General features: G+C 60.8%; 19 protein-coding genes. 14 read left to right on the top strand and 5 right to left on the bottom strand.

Features of this window, described 5'->3' with window-relative positions; genetic code table 11:
* Positions 1–75: 75 nt before the first annotated feature.
* Positions 76–852 carry a GNAT family N-acetyltransferase gene (locus K3728_10100; protein ID UWQ94097.1) on the top strand — a complete coding sequence of 259 codons (777 nt, stop codon included), beginning with the start codon at positions 76–78 and terminating at the stop codon, positions 850–852.
* Positions 773–1669, top strand: coding sequence for a 1-acyl-sn-glycerol-3-phosphate acyltransferase (locus K3728_10095; GenBank protein UWQ94096.1), 897 nt, complete (start codon positions 773–775; stop codon positions 1667–1669). Before K3728_10100 ends, K3728_10095 begins: the two co-directional genes overlap by 80 nt.
* A gap of 40 nt (positions 1670–1709) precedes the next feature.
* Here the strand turns inward: K3728_10095 and K3728_10090 are convergent, their stop codons facing one another.
* A complete protein-coding gene (locus tag K3728_10090; GenBank protein UWQ94095.1) occupies positions 1710–2339 on the bottom strand; it encodes a thiamine phosphate synthase in 630 nt (209 codons plus the stop codon).
* A gap of 151 nt (positions 2340–2490) precedes the next feature.
* Here K3728_10090 and K3728_10085 point away from each other — a divergent pair, with 151 nt between their 5' ends.
* The 3 genes from K3728_10085 to K3728_10075 all read left to right on the top strand — a co-directional run bounded on the left by K3728_10085 (position 2491) and on the right by K3728_10075 (position 6053).
* On the top strand, positions 2491–3279 hold the full coding sequence (locus tag K3728_10085; GenBank protein ID UWQ94094.1) for an RNA methyltransferase: 789 nt from the start codon (positions 2491–2493) through the stop codon (positions 3277–3279).
* Positions 3280–3447: 168 nt separating this feature from the next.
* Positions 3448–4587 carry a COX15/CtaA family protein gene (locus tag K3728_10080; GenBank protein UWQ94093.1) on the top strand — a complete coding sequence of 380 codons (1140 nt, stop codon included), beginning with the start codon at positions 3448–3450 and terminating at the stop codon, positions 4585–4587.
* Positions 4587–6053, top strand: coding sequence for a carboxypeptidase M32 (locus tag K3728_10075; GenBank protein UWQ94092.1), 1467 nt, complete (start codon positions 4587–4589; stop codon positions 6051–6053). The genes K3728_10080 and K3728_10075 overlap by 1 nt, the downstream gene beginning before the upstream one ends.
* A 55-nt stretch (positions 6054–6108) precedes the next feature.
* Here K3728_10075 and K3728_10070 read toward each other — a convergent pair whose 3' ends face one another.
* Positions 6109–6903 (bottom strand): enoyl-CoA hydratase, encoded by a 795-nt coding sequence (locus K3728_10070; protein ID UWQ94091.1) that lies wholly within the window; start codon positions 6901–6903, stop codon positions 6109–6111.
* Positions 6904–6989: 86 nt separating this feature from the next.
* Here K3728_10070 and K3728_10065 point away from each other — a divergent pair, with 86 nt between their 5' ends.
* On the top strand, positions 6990–7409 hold the full coding sequence (locus K3728_10065) for a PaaI family thioesterase (GenBank protein ID UWQ94090.1): 420 nt from the start codon (positions 6990–6992) through the stop codon (positions 7407–7409).
* A 115-nt stretch (positions 7410–7524) separates the two neighbouring features.
* On the opposite strand, the gene speD is transcribed toward K3728_10065, so the two are convergent.
* Entirely contained in the window at positions 7525–7932 is a 408-nt protein-coding gene (gene speD, locus K3728_10060; protein UWQ94089.1) for an adenosylmethionine decarboxylase, read from the bottom strand.
* 271 nt (positions 7933–8203) lie between these two features.
* On the opposite strand from speD, the gene rplM reads away from it, so the two are divergent.
* The 5 genes from rplM (at position 8204) to K3728_10035 (ending at position 12699) form a co-directional block, all read left to right on the top strand.
* Positions 8204–8668: a 50S ribosomal protein L13 gene (gene rplM / locus K3728_10055; GenBank protein ID UWQ94088.1), complete on the top strand. Its 465-nt coding sequence runs from the start codon at positions 8204–8206 to the stop codon at positions 8666–8668.
* Complete coding sequence (gene rpsI, locus K3728_10050) at positions 8668–9162, top strand: 30S ribosomal protein S9 (GenBank protein ID UWQ94087.1); 495 nt, start codon at positions 8668–8670, stop codon at positions 9160–9162. The genes rplM and rpsI overlap by 1 nt, the downstream gene beginning before the upstream one ends.
* Before the next feature lie 596 nt (positions 9163–9758).
* Positions 9759–10823 carry an ABC transporter permease gene (locus K3728_10045; protein ID UWQ94086.1) on the top strand — a complete coding sequence of 355 codons (1065 nt, stop codon included), beginning with the start codon at positions 9759–9761 and terminating at the stop codon, positions 10821–10823.
* Complete coding sequence (locus K3728_10040; protein ID UWQ94085.1) at positions 10820–11626, top strand: ABC transporter permease; 807 nt, start codon at positions 10820–10822, stop codon at positions 11624–11626. The genes K3728_10045 and K3728_10040 overlap by 4 nt, the downstream gene beginning before the upstream one ends.
* Positions 11623–12699 (top strand): ABC transporter ATP-binding protein, encoded by a 1077-nt coding sequence (locus K3728_10035; GenBank protein ID UWQ94084.1) that lies wholly within the window; start codon positions 11623–11625, stop codon positions 12697–12699. The genes K3728_10040 and K3728_10035 overlap by 4 nt, the downstream gene beginning before the upstream one ends.
* A 90-nt stretch (positions 12700–12789) precedes the next feature.
* Here K3728_10035 and K3728_10030 read toward each other — a convergent pair whose 3' ends face one another.
* Positions 12790–13014, bottom strand: coding sequence for a sulfurtransferase TusA family protein (locus K3728_10030; protein UWQ94083.1), 225 nt, complete (start codon positions 13012–13014; stop codon positions 12790–12792).
* 94 nt (positions 13015–13108) lie between these two features.
* Here K3728_10030 and K3728_10025 point away from each other — a divergent pair, with 94 nt between their 5' ends.
* From K3728_10025 to K3728_10015, 3 genes are read left to right on the top strand one after another with little or no spacing between them, the layout of a single operon-like run.
* A complete protein-coding gene (locus K3728_10025; GenBank protein UWQ94082.1) occupies positions 13109–13864 on the top strand; it encodes a cytochrome c biogenesis protein CcdA in 756 nt (251 codons plus the stop codon).
* Positions 13865–13905: 41 nt separating this feature from the next.
* Positions 13906–15168, top strand: coding sequence for a hypothetical protein (locus K3728_10020; protein UWQ94081.1), 1263 nt, complete (start codon positions 13906–13908; stop codon positions 15166–15168).
* Complete coding sequence (locus K3728_10015; protein UWQ94080.1) at positions 15165–16532, top strand: cytochrome P450; 1368 nt, start codon at positions 15165–15167, stop codon at positions 16530–16532. Before K3728_10020 ends, K3728_10015 begins: the two co-directional genes overlap by 4 nt.
* Here K3728_10015 and K3728_10010 read toward each other — a convergent pair.
* Complete coding sequence (locus K3728_10010) at positions 16519–16809, bottom strand: hypothetical protein (GenBank protein ID UWQ94079.1); 291 nt, start codon at positions 16807–16809, stop codon at positions 16519–16521. The two genes, K3728_10015 and K3728_10010, sit on opposite strands and share 14 nt — an antisense overlap.
* Positions 16810–16826 lie beyond the last annotated feature (17 nt).

Raw genomic sequence — 16826 nt, 5'->3', positions numbered from 1 at the left:
CAAATGCGCAAGAGGCTGGTAAACCCGCCCCGCGCCCCAGATAGGCGCTGTTTTCAGGGAAATCCCCCCCAAACCATGCAGATTGATGAGCCACATCTGTCGCTGAGGCTGGCTGAGACACCCGCCGATATCCGCGCCGCACAGCGTCTGCGCTACAGTGTCTTCGTCGAGGAACTGGGCGGTTCCGGCCCGATGGTGGACCACGACGCCCGCTTGGAGATGGACCGTTTTGACCCGCATTTCGACCACCTGATCCTGTCAGATCATCGACGCGCGGCGGGGGATGAGGTGGTGGGTGTTTACCGCGTGATGCGCTCGGATGGGGCCGCGCGGGCGGGGCAATTCTACTCCGAAGATGAGTATGACCTTAGCGTTCTGCGCGGCTCGGGCCGGACGTTGTTGGAGCTGGGGCGGTCCTGCGTACACCCCGATTATCGCGGCGGCACAGCGATGCTGCATCTGTGGAACGGTCTTGCCGATTATATCGCGGACCACGGGATCGAGGTGATGTTCGGCGTCGCCAGTTTCCACGGGCTAGACCCCGCGCCCTTGGCCGGGCCGCTGTCTTTGCTGCACCACCGCCACCTTGCGCCCGAAGATATTCGTCCCAAGGCCCGTGCAGAGGGGGGGCAGCCGATGGGCTTGATCGCAAAAGACGATCTTGACCGTCCCGCGGCCATTCGGGCCATGCCTGCGCTGATCAAGGCCTACCTGCGCCTTGGCGGGTTTGTGGGCGAGGGGGCCTATATCGACCGCGCGTTTAACTGCATTGATGTCTGTCTTGTCATGGACGTGGCGCGCATGTCCGCGACGCACCGGGCGATCTATCAAAGGGGCGCGTTGCGTGGTTGAACCGTGGAAAGGCCCCGAGACGCTTCAGCCACGCGCCATCGGCCCGTCAGAGGCTGTGCGCATTATATGCCGGGCGACGCCCTTGCTGGCGATCTTGCTGATCTGCTTCCCCTCGCTGCTGATTTTGCGGCTGCCCGAGCGGTTGCTTGCCGGACAAAGGCGTCCCGTCACGCCCTATCTGACGCAGCTTGTGTGCATTGTGGCTTGCTGGAGCCTGAACCTGAAACGCAGTGTCAAAGGCACGCCCATGCGCACGCCGGGGGCCTTTGTGTGCAACCATGTGAGCTGGCTCGATATCTTCGTTCTCAACGCCAACAAGCGGATGTATTTCGTGGCCAAATCCGAGGTGAGCGGTTGGGGCGGGATTGGCTGGTTGGCTCGGGCGACGGGCACCGTGTTCATCCGCCGCCAACGGGCCGAGGCCGCCGTGCAGACGCGATTGTTTGAGGACCGTTTGATTGCGGGCCATCAGCTTTTGTTTTTCCCCGAGGGCACGTCGACCGATGGAGAGCGGGTGCTGCCGTTCAAAACCACGCTGTTTCAGGCATTCTTTGCCGAGCGTCTAAGGGATCGGGTCAGCATTCAACCCGTGACCCTGTCCTACACCGCCCCCCAAGGCGCGGATCGGCGGCATTACGGGTGGTGGGGCGATATGGATTTTGGACCAAGCCTGCTGCAAATTCTTGCCACGCCGGGGCGGGGCGATGTGCAGGTGCAATACCACGCGCCGCTTCCGGTAGCACATGCCGACAACCGCAAAGCCTTGGCCAAGGCGGCTGAGGATGCAGTGCGCGCGGGCTTTGAAGCGGCCCGTTAAACTGGAACGGACCGGTAACTGCGGCGGTGTTGCAGGCCGGTCAGCGCAGGCTGGCAGTCAGGGCCTGAAGGGCAGCGACGGGGTCGTCGGCGTGCCAGATCTCGGCTCCGACGCAGAAAAAATCCGTCACAGGCGCGAAGGCTTCTACCAGTTCTGCCGTCAGGGCGCCTTCGGCGACAATCGGCACTTCGATCATCTGTGACCACCAAGCGAACAAGTCATGCTCGGCCCGGCTGCCATCGCCCAGGGCGCTTTCCCCAACGGGACCGAAGCTGACGTAATCTGAGCCCGCTTCTCCGGCGTTCATGCCGTCGTGGCGCGAAGTGCCGCAAGACGCGCCAATGATCGCGTCCGCGCCCAAAACCTTGCGGGTGTCGCGCACACTGCGCGACCCGTCGAGCAAATGCACACCGTCAAGGCCAAGGCGTTCGACCAGCTGCACATGGCGATCAATCACAAGGGGAATGTCTCGGGCATGGGCAATTTCGCGAATTTGGTCGGCAGCACGCGAAAGCGCGGCTTCATCCTCGGTGCTCAACGCAAGCCGCAGGCAAGCGATGTCAACGGCGTCCAGCAGGGCGGACAGTTGCGGGGCGAAGACATCGACCTCGAATGCGGTGGGCGTCATCAGGTAGAGTTGCGGGGTCTCTTGGGGATCTTGATCGTCCATGGAAACTCTTTGTGTGGCTTTGGGGCACGGGGCCGCAGAATTGGGTTGGCTCGCTGATACAATCCAACGCACGGCGGAGCAATGGCCCAAGGAGGGGGACGTGCCCTTAGTATGCTTGCACGGGGCCCGTCCCAGCGCTATGGGCAGGCCCATGTCAGATCAGCCCAATACACCGCCCACAGCGCCGCCATTGCGCGCCTCGCAACCCGCCTTCATTCTTGTGCGCCCGCAGATGGGCGAAAACATCGGCGCGGCGGCGCGGGCGATGTGGAACTTTGGCCTCGACCGGATGCGGGTTGTGGCCCCACGCGATGGCTGGCCGAATGAGCGGGCAGTGGCGCTGGCCAGCGGCGCGGGGCGCTTGCTGGATGAAGCTCAGATGTTTGACGACGTGCCCGCGGCGCTGAGTGATTGTACCTACGTCTTTGCCACAACGGCCCGGGACCGGGGGCTGACCAAGCCTATCGTAACGCCCGAGCGGGCGATGGAACAAGCGAGAGAGATCATTGCCCAAGGCGGCAAGGTCGGCGTGATGTTTGGGCCAGAACGGGCCGGCTTGGAAAACGCCGATGTGGCGCCCGCCAATGCGGTGATTTCCGTTGATGTAAACCCGGCGTTTCCGTCCCTGAACCTGGCGCAATGTGTGTTGCTTTGCGGATATGAGTGGCAGCGTCAGGGGACCAATGTCGCGCCCGAGGTCATGGCTCTGGCCAAGACCGAGTTTGCCAGCGGTCTGGAGTTGGAGAAGCTGGGGGCGCATTACGAGGAACGGCTGGAGGAGGCCGGATTTTTCTGGCCGCCTGCGAAAGCCGAGAGCATGAAGCTGACTCTGCGCAACCTATGGGGGCGGTTGAACCTGACCCGGGCCGATGTGCAGACCCTGCACGGCGTGATGCGGCAAATGGTGAGATGGGCCGAGGGGCGGCGCAAGGATCTGTGAGCCATACCTGAGGGCGGTATTTGTGGCTGATGTCGACTGGGGCGCTGCCCCAGACCCCGGGAATATTTGAAGAACGAGGAAGTTGGGGTCGCGCGTAAGGTCGCGGGCGCTTGAAGGGCGTGCGGGGGCGCGATAGGTCAGGTGTTGAGACGAGATAAGGGGCGCGTCATGGCTGGCCAACGCAGTATTTTCGAAGACGTGGACGGGGCGCAGAAGCCCGCAGCGACACCGGGCGGCGTGAGCCGGGACCGCGGACGCGGGCGCGGGCGGGTGCGTTTGTTCATCATGGTGTTGTTTGCCATGGTCGTGGTGCAGATCGCTGTGGGCGGGCTGACGCGGCTGACGGACTCGGGGCTATCCATCACCGAGTGGGCGCCGATCTCGGGCGCTGTGCCGCCGTTGGATGAGGCGGCATGGGAGGCCGAGTTGGAAGCCTACCGCGCCACAACAGAGTATCAGGAACAAAACCGCGGCATGAGCCTTGAGGAATTCAAGGTGATCTATTGGTGGGAATGGGGCCACCGGCAGTGGGCGCGGTTGATCGGCGTGGTTTGGGCCGTTGGATTTGTGGCGCTTTTGGCGAGCAAATCGGTGCCTGTAGGCTGGACGGGCCGGTTGCTGCTATTGGGGGCATTGGGCGGTTTGCAGGGATTTGCGGGCTGGTGGATGGTGTCATCGGGGATGGCGCCCGGGATGTTTGATGTGGCCTCGTACCGGTTGGCGGTGCATCTAGTGCTGGCGTTTGTGATCCTTGCCTTGATGGCGTGGTACATCATGACATTGGCACGGGCGGAGGCCGAGTTAATGACCGCGCGCCGTGACGGAGACCGCAAGTTGGGTGGCATGGCGACGGGGCTATTGCATCTGAGCATGGTTCAAATCCTGATCGGCGCCTTGGTGGCGGGGATTGATGCGGGGCGTAACTTTATCGACTGGCCCTTGATGGCGGGGGCGTTCACGCCGCCGGACATGTGGGCGATTGAGCCTTGGTATCGCAACCTTTTCGAGAATGACGGAACGGTGCAGTTCATCCACCGTATGGTGGGTTACACGCTGCTGGCCTTCGGGATTGGCGCTTGGGTCGCGGCAAGACGCTCGGCCCGGGTGGCCACTAAGCGCGCCTTCGACTGGGTCATGGTGATGATGCTGGGACAGATCGTTCTGGGCATCGTGACGGTCATGCATTCTTCGCCGTGGTATCTGGCGATTGTCCATCAATTCGGGGCGGTCGTGCTGATCACCCTCATCATGCGGGCGCGGTTCTTGTCGCGTTACCCGCTGCCCCAATCCGTGAGAGGAGCCGCCTGATGGCCGCATTGGAAGACCTACTGGCGTTCAACCGCACAACTGAGGCCTTGGGGCAGGTCATGGGCCGTTTGGGATGGGATCAGGAAACCATGATGCCCCCTGCCGCAGCAGAGCAACGCAGCGAAGAGATGGCGGCGTTGGAAAGCGTGCTGCATGCCCGGCGCACGGACCCAAGGGTGGGGGAATGGCTGGCGCAGGCACAGCCGGAAACCGATGTGGACAAGGCCCAGGTGCGAGAGATCGCGCGCAGCCATGCCCGGGCGGTGAAAGTCCCTGCGGATTTGGCGGCGGAACTGGCGCGGCTGACTTCGGTCAGTCAGGGGATCTGGGCCAAAGCGCGAGCGGCGGAAGACGTGGCGGCGTTCCTGCCGACCTTGAAGAAGGTTGTGGCACTGAAGCGCGAAGAAGCGGCGGCGATTGCCGATGGGGGCGATCTTTATGACGCGATGTTGCAAGATTATGAGCCCGGCGCGACGGCATCCGAGATTGGCGCGTTATTTGACCGGATGCGGCCACGTTTGGTGGGTTTGCGCGACCGGTTGGCAAGCGTGGAGATGCCCGACGCCCTGAGCGGCACCTTCCCCGAGGCCGCGCAGATGGCACTGGGCCGAGAGATTGCAGAGCGGTTCAGCTATGATTTTGACCACGGCAGGTTGGATCAGGCGGTGCATCCGTTCAGCTCTGGCTCTGGTGCGGATGTGCGCATCACCACGCGTGTCGATGAGGGCGAGCCGATGGGGTGTTTGTACTCCACCATCCACGAAGTCGGCCACGCGACTTATGAGTTGCATATCGCGGAAGACCTGCGCCTGACGGCATTGGGGCAGGGTGTCTCGATGGGAGTGCATGAAAGTCAGAGCCGGATTTATGAGAACCAGTTGGGCCGCTCGGCACCGTTTTGTCGGTTCTTGCATGGGCGCATGACGGAGCATTTCGGGGCGCTTTCGGCCCCGGCGGAAGAGATGGCACGGGTGATTAACCGCGTTAAGACGGGCTACATTCGGACCGAGGCCGATGAGGTGCACTACAACCTGCACGTCATGTTGCGGTTTGATCTGGAGCGCCAGCTATTTGGCGGCACGTTGGAAGTTGCTGATCTGGAAGAGGCGTGGAACGAAAGGTTCAAAGCGGACTTCGGGATGGTGGTGGACAAGCCGTCGAACGGGGTGTTGCAGGATGTGCACTGGTCGGTGGGGCTGTTTGGCTATTTCCCGACCTACGCATTGGGCAACGTCTATGCCGGGTGCCTGAATGCAGCGCTGCGACGCGATGTGCCGGGGGTGGATGAGGCCCTTGAGGCCGGTGATCCGGGGCCTGCATTGGCATGGCTGCGCGAGAATTTGCAGCGCCATGGCGGGTTGCGAAGCCCCAGAGACACGATCATCCATGCCACGGGGGCCGAGATTTCCGAGGCGCCGTTGTTGGATTATCTGGACGATAAATACGGCGCGCTATTCGGGGTATGATCCCTTCTGGATAGGGCCTTCCTCGGGCGGTTCCCGCCCTCCTCACAGTAGGCGGTTATTCTTTGGGCCAATCGGGGGGGCGCTTTTCCAGGAAGGCTGTGATGCCTTCATTGGTGTCCCGGTTTTGCATGTTGGAGACCATGACCTCGCCGGTCAGGGCGTAGGCCTGCGCAAGCGGGAGGTCTGCTTGGTCGTAGAAGGCTTGCTTGCCCACCTTCACAGCAGAGGACAGTTTGGCGGCGATAGTTTCGGCCAGCTCTGCAGTGGTTGCATCGAGCTGGTCGGCGGGTGCGATGCGGTTGATCAGGCCAAGATCGCGGGCACGGGAGGCGGAGAGGAATTCGCCGGTGGTGAGCATCTCAAACACCTGTTTGCGGGGCATGACGCGGCTGAGCGCGACCATGGGCGTGGAGCAAAAGAGGCCGATGTTGACGCCGTTCACGCCGAAACGGGCATCCTCTGTGGCGACGGCCAGATCGCAAGATGCAACCAATTGGCACCCGGCAGCGGCAGCAAGCCCGTGGACCTGCGCAATGATCGGTTGCGGCATTTGGGGCAGCGTTTGCATCAGGCGAGAGCAACGGTCAAAAAGGTCTTTCCACGCGGCGGTGCCCTCGTCCGCGTGATCACGGGCGGCCTGCATTTGTTTAAGGTCGTGACCTGCACAGAAAACGCGGCCTGCGCCTTTGAGCACGATCACCTTTTGGGAGGCGCTATCGGCGAGGGCGTCCAGCGCGGATTGAAGGGATGCGAGCATCTCGTCTGATAGAGCATTGAGATTGCCGGGAGAATTAAGGGTCAGGTGCGTGATTGCACCGCGATCCTCGCGGATCACGAGCGGGTCAGACATGGGTTCAGACATGGAGAGCAGGTGTCCCTTGCGCAGGTGGATGGTTTTGGGAAGGGTAGCGTTCAACGCGAGAGGGGGGAAGAGCGATGGCCGTGATGATGCAGGCAGAAGAGATTGCGACGTATCTGGACGAGGTGTTCCCGCAGGTCCGAGGGGATTTCGTGATCGAGGAAGTGGCGGACCGCGCGGTGCGCATACGGATGCCCGTGGCAGAGCGACATTTGCGCCCCGGTGGCACGGTGTCGGGCCCGGCGATGTTCGCGCTGGCGGATGTGTCCGTCTATATTGCGGTGTTGGCGATGAAGGGGCGGGAGGCTTTGGCGGTGACCACGGGGGGCTCGTTCGACTTTATGCGCAAGCCTGTCGCGGGGGTTGATCTGATCTGTGAGTGTCGGCTGCTGAAGATTGGGCGCGTCTTGGCGGTGGGGGAGTGTTTGATCTTCTCGGAAGGGTTCGATGAGCCTGTGGCGAGGGCGTCGATGACCTACTCGATGCCGCCTAAGTGAGTCTTTGTGGCGCCCCCGGGGGGCGCTGGAGGGGCGCTGCCCCTTTGCGGCATTTCCAAGAGAAAAGCCGCATACCCCGGAGGTGTATTTTCCAAGATGAAGGAGGGAGGACGCGTTACGGCGGGGGGGCGCCGCGGTGGAGTTCACGTACATCCATGTGGGCCGGGGTGAAGGCGGCCTTCAGGATCGGGATGGCGGCATGGGGATCGGTGGCACCGCACATGAAGATATCAAAAGCGGCGTAGCCGATCTCGGGCCAAGTGTGGCACGAGATATGGGATTCCGCGAGGATCGCCATGGCGGTGACCCCTTGGGGCGAGAAGCGGTGAGAGTGCAGGTGCAGGAGTGTAGCGCCCGTGGCCTTGGTCGCGTCGCGCAGGGTCTGCTCGATGAGGGCCTGGTCATCGAGGTTGGTCGCCTCGTGCAGATCGATGATGAGGTGCGTGCCCGCATAGGTTTCGCCACCCTGATGGGTCAGGTGGGTGTCGGTCTGAGGAGGGGGGGTGTTGCGCGTGTCGTTCATGGGCCGAAGATGGGCGCGCGGGAGCGGTGGCTGCAAGGGGGAAAAGCGGCGCACCGAAGGGAATTGGGCTGGAAATGCAGGGAAAGCGATGAAAAAGTGTGGGGTAAAATAATACCTTATGCGTAAGGTGCTGTTTTTGTGTGGTTTTGCGGTAGTGGAAGCCCTTGACGCGGGCGCATCAATGCTTAGAAGACACCCATGTTGAGGGGGCGCGTGCCCTCTTTCGTTTTTCTTCCGCGCATCAATGCGCAGACCCGTAAGGAAAATACCGATGAAAACCTTCTCTGCCACGCCGGCGGATATCGACAAGAAATGGATCATCATTGACGCCGAAGGCGTCGTGTTGGGCCGTCTCGCGTCTGTTATCGCCATGCGTCTTCGCGGCAAGCACAAAGCCACGTTCACTCCGTCCATGGACATGGGTGACAACGTGATCGTTATCAACGCCGACAAGGTGCAGGTAACAGGCAACAAGCGTGACAAGCCAAACTACTGGCACACCGGCTATCCGGGTGGGATCAAATCCCGCACCACGGGCCAGATCCTTGAGGGCAAGTACCCTGAGCGTGTTTTGATGCAGGCCGTCAAGCGCATGCTGCCCGGCGGCAAGCTGTCGCGTCAGCAAATGACCAACCTGCGCGTTTATGCGGGCGCCGAGCACCCCCATGAAGCCCAAGATCCAATCGTTCTCGACGTTGCGTCGATGAACTCCAAAAACACACGGGGAGCGAAATAATGGCTGAGACCCTGACATCGCTCGAAGAGCTCAAAGGTTCTGTCGAGGGCGTTGACGCAGCAGCTCCTGCTGTTGAGACCATCTCCCGTGAGCCCCAGCGCGACGCGCTTGGCCGCTCTTACGCCACCGGCAAGCGGAAGGACGCGGTCGCCCGTGTCTGGATCAAGCCCGGTTCCGGCAAAATCACCGTGAACGGCAAAGACATGCCCGCCTATTTCGCGCGTCCTGTTTTGCAGATGATGCTGCGCCAGCCGTTCTCGGTTGCCGGTGTTGAAGGTGAATTCGACGTCATGGCGACGGTCAAAGGCGGTGGCCTTTCCGGTCAGGCCGGCGCGGTTCGCCACGGCGTTTCCAAAGCATTGCAACTGTACGAGCCCTCTTTGCGGGGCGCGCTGAAAGCGGCAGGCTTCCTGACCCGCGACAGCCGTGTTGTTGAGCGTAAGAAGTTTGGTAAGGCGAAAGCCCGTAAGAGCTTCCAGTTCTCCAAGCGCTAAACGCTTTTGCTCAAAATCAAATCAAGCGCGGCTTTGGCCGCGCTTTTTTTGTGGGTCAACCGATGGATCGGCCCACTTTTTCTTGACCCATTAAGATCTGTTAACCTAATATTTACTTATTGCGACATGGTCGAACCAAGCGGCTAGTCACGAGAATTATTTGCCCGCGTCGATTTCTTTCATCTGGCGCGTAGATTTGTATTGTTTTGTTGTGTCTGGGCGAGCGCTGAGCCGTCGGGCCGAGGTAGTTAGGAATGGACAGAAGTGTTCGCCGGGCGCGGGGTAAGTTGCGCTTTTTCAACTGTAAGAGATGTGACCACATGTTGCGGTATGGGGCTTCCCATTGCGGCGCCTGTTGGGAGCCGACCCCAGCCTATAACCGAAAACCACTACTTGTGCTGCTTGTGCTTTTGGCGGTCCTTACCCTTATCGTCGCGACTTTTCTGATCTTTTGACCCGATTGCACAGACAAGGGGCAAATTGCCTTAACCTCAGACGCGCCGGAGTAAATTTCTGCTGCCTGAACGCTTCCACTTGTGGTTAACGTGGGAAACGGCAATCGTGGTTTGATTGCTGGATAGGGGACGCGGCGCTACATGGGGTTAGGCTTGTCGAAAGACGCAAAGCAGGGGTTGATTATTGTCAGCCCGGCCTTGATCTACGCGGTACTTTTGCTGGCGGTGCCGCTGCTGACGATCATTTTGTTCAGCTTCTGGACGCAGAATTTTCTGACAATCGACCGCACACTGACGCTCGAGAACTACGCCGAGGCGTTAACCGATCCGCTATACCGGGCGTTGATGCTGCGCAGTTTGCGGATATCGGCCTCGGTCACGGCGGTGACAGTGGTCCTAGCCTTCCCGATTGCCTATTTTATCAGCTTCAAAGTTCGGCCGCAGAAGAAGGCGCTTTGGCTGTTTCTGATTACCATCCCGTTTTGGACCAGCTACCTGATCCGCATCTTTCTGTGGCGGGTGATCCTCGCCTATGACGGGCCGGTGAATGGCACGTTGATGGGTCTTGGGCTGATCGAGGAGCCGCTGTCTTTCATCCTCTACAACGCCAATGCGGTCGTCATTACGCTGGCCCATGCTTTTGCGCCCTTTGCGATCCTGCCGATTTTCGTGAGCCTGGAGAAGATAGACCGCAACCTGCTGGAAGCGGCCCGTGATCTGGGAGAGGCCACGGTGATGACCTTCCTGCGCGTGACCTTGCCCCTTGCGATGCCCGGCGTTCTGGCGGCTGTGCTGATCGTGTTCATCCCAACGGTTGGTGACTACGTGACACCACGCCTTGTGGGCGGGTCGGGGGGCACGATGATTGCCAATATGATCTATGTGCAGATCTTCGACCTATCGAACCGCCCCATGGGGGCCACTTTAGCGGTCTTTGCGATGGCTTGCGTGACGATCACGCTGGCTTGGGGGATTTTGCATGTCCGGTTTTGGGTCCACCTCTCGGACAGCATCGGAGGCGGGCTACGGGGCACTTGTTTGACGTTGGCTGCCGCCGTGGCTGAAATCGCGGCCCTTTGGTGGATCTTACTAAATGGCGACGCCTTCTTGGGGCCGGCGGGAACCTTGGGGCTGATGGCCGCAATCATGGCAGGCGGCGCGGTTGCCATTGCCGTTCTCTTGCCCAAGGGGAGGTGGGGGATATGAGAGTTTCTGCCCTTGGCATCTTCGCCGTCCTTTATCTGATCTTCCTTTATGCGCCGATCATTTTGCTACCGGTGTTTGCCTTCAACGACGGCACGATCATTGCCTTTCCATTACAAGGCTTTACCTGGGGATGGTTTGCCGAGCTACGCACCATCCCGGCGCTGCACGAGGCCACGGTGAACTCACTCATCATTGCGGTGTCGGTGGCGATTTTATCGACGACCCTTGGGCTATTTGCTGCGCGCGCGGCCACGCGCCATGACTTTCCCCTCAAGGCGGGGATCATGGGGTTCATCATGCTGCCCCTTGTGTTGCCCGAAGTGATCGTCGCGATTTCGCTGTTGGTGGTGTTGATGCAATTGGGGCTGAACACCTCTGTTTATACGATCATCGGCGGGCATACGTTGCTGTGCATGCCATTTGCGATCGCGATCTTGCAGGGTAGTTTCTCGGGTCTTGATAACAGTCTGGAGGAAGCGGCGATTGATCTGGGCGAGACGCGCCTGGGGGCGTTTAGGTTGGTGATTTTGCCTTTGGTGACGCCGGGTATTGTTGCGTCGCTGCTGATTTGTTTCATTATCAGCCTCGATGAATTCATCATCGCGTTCTTCCTGTCCGGCAATGAGCCGACCTTGCCGGTTTACCTTTGGGGCCAGTTGCGTTTTCCGGCACGGCTTCCGGTGGTCATGGCGCTTGGCACCATCCTTGTGGCCTTGTCGATCGTGCTGTTGATCGTGGCCGATATCTTCCGCCGCCGGGGTCTGCGCCGGGCGGGTCAATCTGATGCGGGAGGGTTCTTGTGACCGACGCACTTATCTCTTTGCAGAACGTGAACAAATACTACGGCGATTATCATGCGCTGCGCGATATCTCGGCCCAGATTAGCAAGGGGGAGTTCTTCTCGCTTCTGGGGCCGTCGGGCTGCGGGAAGACGACGCTTCTGCGGGCAATTGCTGGGTTTGAGGAAATCTCTTCCGGCGCGATTACTCTGTCGGGCAGGGATATGGCCGGGGTGCCACCGAACTTGCGCCCCACGAATATGGTGTTTCAGAGCTACGCGATCTTCCCGCATTTGACGGTAGAGCAGAACGTAGGTTTCGGCCTGCGCCGAGCTGCGATGAGTGCCGCGGAAAAGACCCGCGCTATTGGGCAGGCGTTGGAGATGGTCGGGCTGGGGCATTTGGGCCGCCGCGCGGCCCACGCCCTGTCGGGTGGACAACGCCAGCGCGTCGCCTTGGCGCGCGCGCTGATCCTGAAACCAAAGGTTTTGTTGCTGGATGAGCCCTTGTCGGCGCTCGACCGCAAGATGCGCGAAGAAATGCAGGTGGAGTTGATGAAGCTCCAGCGCGAAGTGGGGATTACCTTTGTTCTCGTGACCCATGACCAGGAGGAAGCCTTGGTCATGTCCGACCGCATCGCCGTAATGTTTGAGGGAGAAATCGCGCAGCTGGATGATCCAGAGGTGCTGTACCGGCGCCCCGCCAGCAAACGGGTGGCGGATTTCATCGGGGTGATGAACTTCCTGCCCGCCCATGCGACGGCGGATGGTGTTGAAGTGGCAGGACTTGGCACGGTGGCGTTGGAGCCTGCGCAGATGCCGGGGGGCGCTGTGGTGGGTGAATGCTCGGTCGGGTTGCGGCCGGAGACCTTGTCGATCCTCTATGAGGGGGACGCGACACGCGCGAGGGAGACCGAGGGTCGGGTCGAGGAAGTCGTCTATTACGGGGACATGACCTATTACGACGTGACTTTGGACGGCGCGGCGGGGCCGGTGCGGATTTCGATGCGCAATGTTGTCGGGCGCGAGGTGTTGGAGGTCGGCGCACGGACCCGCGTGGCGTGGGACCCAAAGGCGATCGTGGCCTTCGGCGCGTGAAGGGACGCGGGCGGCAGGCTATTTGGCAGGCGGCGGATTGAGTTGTATTTGCCAAGATGAAGCAGGAGCGCGGCGCTTGATCTTGAACGTTTAGGCGCGTTTTTGGACGGTGTAGGCGGTGGTGTTTTCGCCGATCTCAGTTGCTGAGAGGAAGCGGTGGCCCTGCTCGGTGCAGAAGTGGGGCACGTCGATGAGAGCGGCGGGATCGGTGGCGAGCAGACGCAGTGTGGTCCCTGGGGCCGAGGCCTCCAGCGCTTTGCGCAGGCGCAGGACGGGCAGGGGGCAAAGCAGGTCGCGGGCGTCGATATCGGTCATGCTTTCGTGGATAGGGCCGCGAACGGGCGGCGTCCACGGGAATGTGACCACGCATCCCCGTGACGGCGGCGGGCAGGCGGCATAAGGGTGGGGCATGTTTGGAATTGATCTTTTTGACGCCGCGATTCTGCCGGCCATGTTGGTGGCGCTGACCGCAGGGGTGCTGAGTTTCCTGAGCCCCTGCGTGTTGCCGATAGTGCCGCCCTATCTTGCCTATATGGGCGGGATCTCCATGAGCGACATCCAGAACGAGGCACGGGCGTCACGGCGCAAAGCCTTACTGGCGGCGGTGTTTTTTGTGATGGGGCTGTCGACGGTTTTCATCTTTTTGGGCTTCACAGCATCCCTGTTGGGGCAATTCTTCTTGCAAAACCAGATCCTTCTGGCGCGTATCTCGGGCGTTGTGGTGATCATTTTCGGTCTGCATTTTCTGGGCGTTTTCCGCATCCCCTTGCTGGACCGTGAAGCGCGGCTGGACGCGGGCGACAAAGGCGGATCGACCCTGGGGGCCTATGTGTTGGGCTTGGCCTTCGCCTTTGGTTGGACGCCCTGTATCGGCCCGCAATTGGGGGCAATCCTGTCGATCGCAGCGCAAGAGAGCAGCGTTCAGCGGGGTACCATGTTGCTTGGCGTCTATGCGGTTGGGTTGGGCCTCCCGTTCCTTTTGGCGGCCGCTTTCATTGACCGGGCGCAGGGGCTGATGACGCGGCTGAAGCGCCACATGAGGCTGATCGAGCGGATCATGGGCGGGCTTTTGATCATCGTCGGCTTGGCCCTGCTGACCGGGGCGTTTTCGGCCTTCTCTTTCTGGTTGTTGGAAACCTTCCCGGCATTGGGGCAATTGGGTTAATCGGCCCTAGCCCTGCCGTAATCCGGGGCTATGCTGCGGCTATGACGCAGGTTTTTAGACGCCACGTTCTCTATATCCCCGGTTTCGACCCGGTGCCGCCACGTGCGTACCGGGAGAGGTATCGTCGCGAGGCGGCGTTGCAGGCCGACATCTCGGGTTACCGGATCGAGAATGGCACGGCGCCCAAGGGCGCTCGGTTTGGCTGGCACGTGAATGCGCAGATCGAAGGGGCAGAGGTTTCCACCGATCTGGAGGTGCTTTACTGGGCCGATATCGTGCGCAAGGGGATGAGTGCGGGCATCGCGGGAACCTACTGGCAATTGCTGCGGACGGCGTGGATCTACATCGGCTCGGGGGCGTTGTTTCGCCTGATGCGGCTGCGCAAAGGACCGGTAATCGCGGCGCTTTATCCGGTCGCGGTGCTTCTTGGGCAGGCGCTCCTCGCGGGGGTATTGTGGTTCGCCGTATTCTTGGCATTTATGTATGTCAGCGAAGAGGTCTTGGCGCTGATCGAGGGACGCGCGTGGCTATTGCAAAGCTACTTTGGCGAACGCGCGTGGTTCGCCATTTTGGTGCTTGGCCCGATTGCGGCATGGCTGTTCCTGCGGTGGTGTGCGCGAAGGGATCATTTGCTGGCATGGTATTTGATGAAAGACTACGCCTTTTCGGCGCAGGGGATGGGCGCGTATCCGACAGAGCAGGAAGAGCGGATGCAGGCCTTCACCGACCGGATTGCAGAGGCCTTGCAGAGCGACGTCGATGAAGTTCTGGTCGTTGGCCATTCATCGGGTGCCTATATCGCGGTGTCGGTTCTGTCGGATTTGATCCGGGAGGGGCGTGTGGCAAAAGACGGCCCAGAGCTGTCGTTGCTGACCCTTGGGCAAGTCGTGCCGATGGTCAGCTTCTTGCCAAAAGCGACCCGGTTGCGGGCTGATTTGGCCTTCATGGCCGCGCAGGATGTGGCTTGGGTGGATGTGACCGCGCCCGGCGATGGCTGTTCCTTCGCGCTGTGCGACCCGGTGGCCGTGTCGGGGGTGGCGCCAGTGGAAAAGAAGGGCCCTTTGGTGATCTCGGCGGCCTTTACGCAAACCTTGAGTGCTGAGCGGCAAAAGGCGTTGAAATGGCAGCTTTTCGAGCTGCATTTCCAGTATCTCAATGCCTTCGATAACTTGCCCGATAGGCCAGACGCATACGACTACTTCCGTGTCACCGCCGGGCCGCTTACGTTGGGGACGCGTTTTGCCAATCGTGCGCCCTCTGCCAGCCGAATTGAGACACCCGTGAACAAGTTTACCGACACATGAGCGATCTTCCCCCCAAGCCGCCAGCGCGTGCGGATCGCGTGTCACTTTGGCGCTACATGCGGCTGTTTCGCGAAGATATCCTGTCGGCGCAACCGGCGCGGCTTTACCACGCGTGGATGGCCGAGTTCCGCACGCCGTTTTTCCGGTCTTACATGGTGAACGAGCCCGCTTTGGTGGACGAAGTCCTGAAGGCGCGGCCGATGGACTTTCCGAAGTCGGACCGGGTGGGCGAGGGGTTGCGGCCGCTTTTGGGCAACAGTGTCTTCCTTACCAATGGGGAGACATGGAAACGCCAGCGCAGGATCATCGACCCGGCGTTTGAAGGCGGGCGACTGCGCGACACGTTCCCGGCGATGTGGGCGGCAGGCGAAGCGGCGGTGGCGCGGATGGGTGAGGGTCTGCACGAGCCCGCTACCCCCATTGAGATTGAAGAGGAAATGTCCCACGCGGCAGCCGACGTCATCTTCCGCACGTTGTTTTCGCTGCCTATAGAGGCCGATATTGCGGGCCGGGTGTTCCACGAATTTCGCGCCTATCAGCGCACCCAACCGATCCTGAACGCGGCCGCTTTTATCCGCCTCCCGCGCTGGTTCCCTCGCGGGCATCGTGCAGAGACACGAGATACCGCGAGAAGTATTCGCGCGTTGCTGACCAAGTTAATCGCGGCTCGCATGGTTGAGATTGAAGCGGGCAACGCCCCCGATGATTTGGCGACCAAGATCATGACGACCGCCGATCCTGAGACCGGAGAGAGGTTTACCACCCAAGAGATGGTCGATCAGGTCGCGATCTTCTTTCTGGCGGGCCATGAGACATCCGCCTCGGCCCTTGGGTGGGCGCTGTATCTGTTGGCACGCTACCCGGAGTGGCAGGATAGACTGGCAGAGGAGGCGTCGGGCCTGCCCGATGTCGCGGACTTTGCAGTTGTGTCAAAACTGAAACTGACCCGCGACGTGTTCCGTGAGGCGCTACGCCTTTATCCGCCGGTTCCCATGATGGTGCGCGAAACCACATGCCCCGAGACGTTTCGCAAGCGGCCTGTGAAGCGCGGCAGCCAGGTGGTGATCTCGCCTTGGCACCTGCATCGACAAGACCGTCTCTGGGATAACCCCGATGGCTTCGACCCGGGGCGCTGGCATACGGAAAACGGCAAGACCTGTATGCGCGAGGCGTTTATTCCGTTCTCTGCCGGGGCGAGGGTTTGCACCGGGGCTGGCTTTGCCATGGTGGAGGGGGTGTTGTTGCTGGCGATGCTTCTGCGCGCATTTCGATTTGAGCGGATCGAAGGGGATGATCCTGTGCCCGTCGCTTATCTGACAGTGCGGGCCAAGGATGGCATCCGGCTTCGCGTTAGCCGCCGGTAGTTGTTGCGGTGGTACCGGGGGGCGGCTTCCCACGACCGGGTCCGGAGGCCAGAATGGCTACAGGTAACGTATTGCAAAACACGACAATATTGCCGTCGTTTTCCAGCGCCCGAAACTTGCGCCGATCCAGTTCTTTTTTGAACCGATCCATCCCTGCACCCCGTCGCACCGCCTTGACCGAGATACGGAACATGCCGCCGCTATGTACGCCGGGGCAATCGAAGGTCTGTTCAATCCATGTTTCGGAAGGATCACGTGTGGGCGTACTTGCTGTCATGGAGCAAACGTTACTGG

The organism is Rhodobacteraceae bacterium M385, assembly GCA_025141835.1.
Classification (GTDB): domain Bacteria; phylum Pseudomonadota; class Alphaproteobacteria; order Rhodobacterales; family Rhodobacteraceae; genus Gymnodinialimonas.
This window is presented reverse-complemented; position numbering and strand designations above follow the sequence as displayed.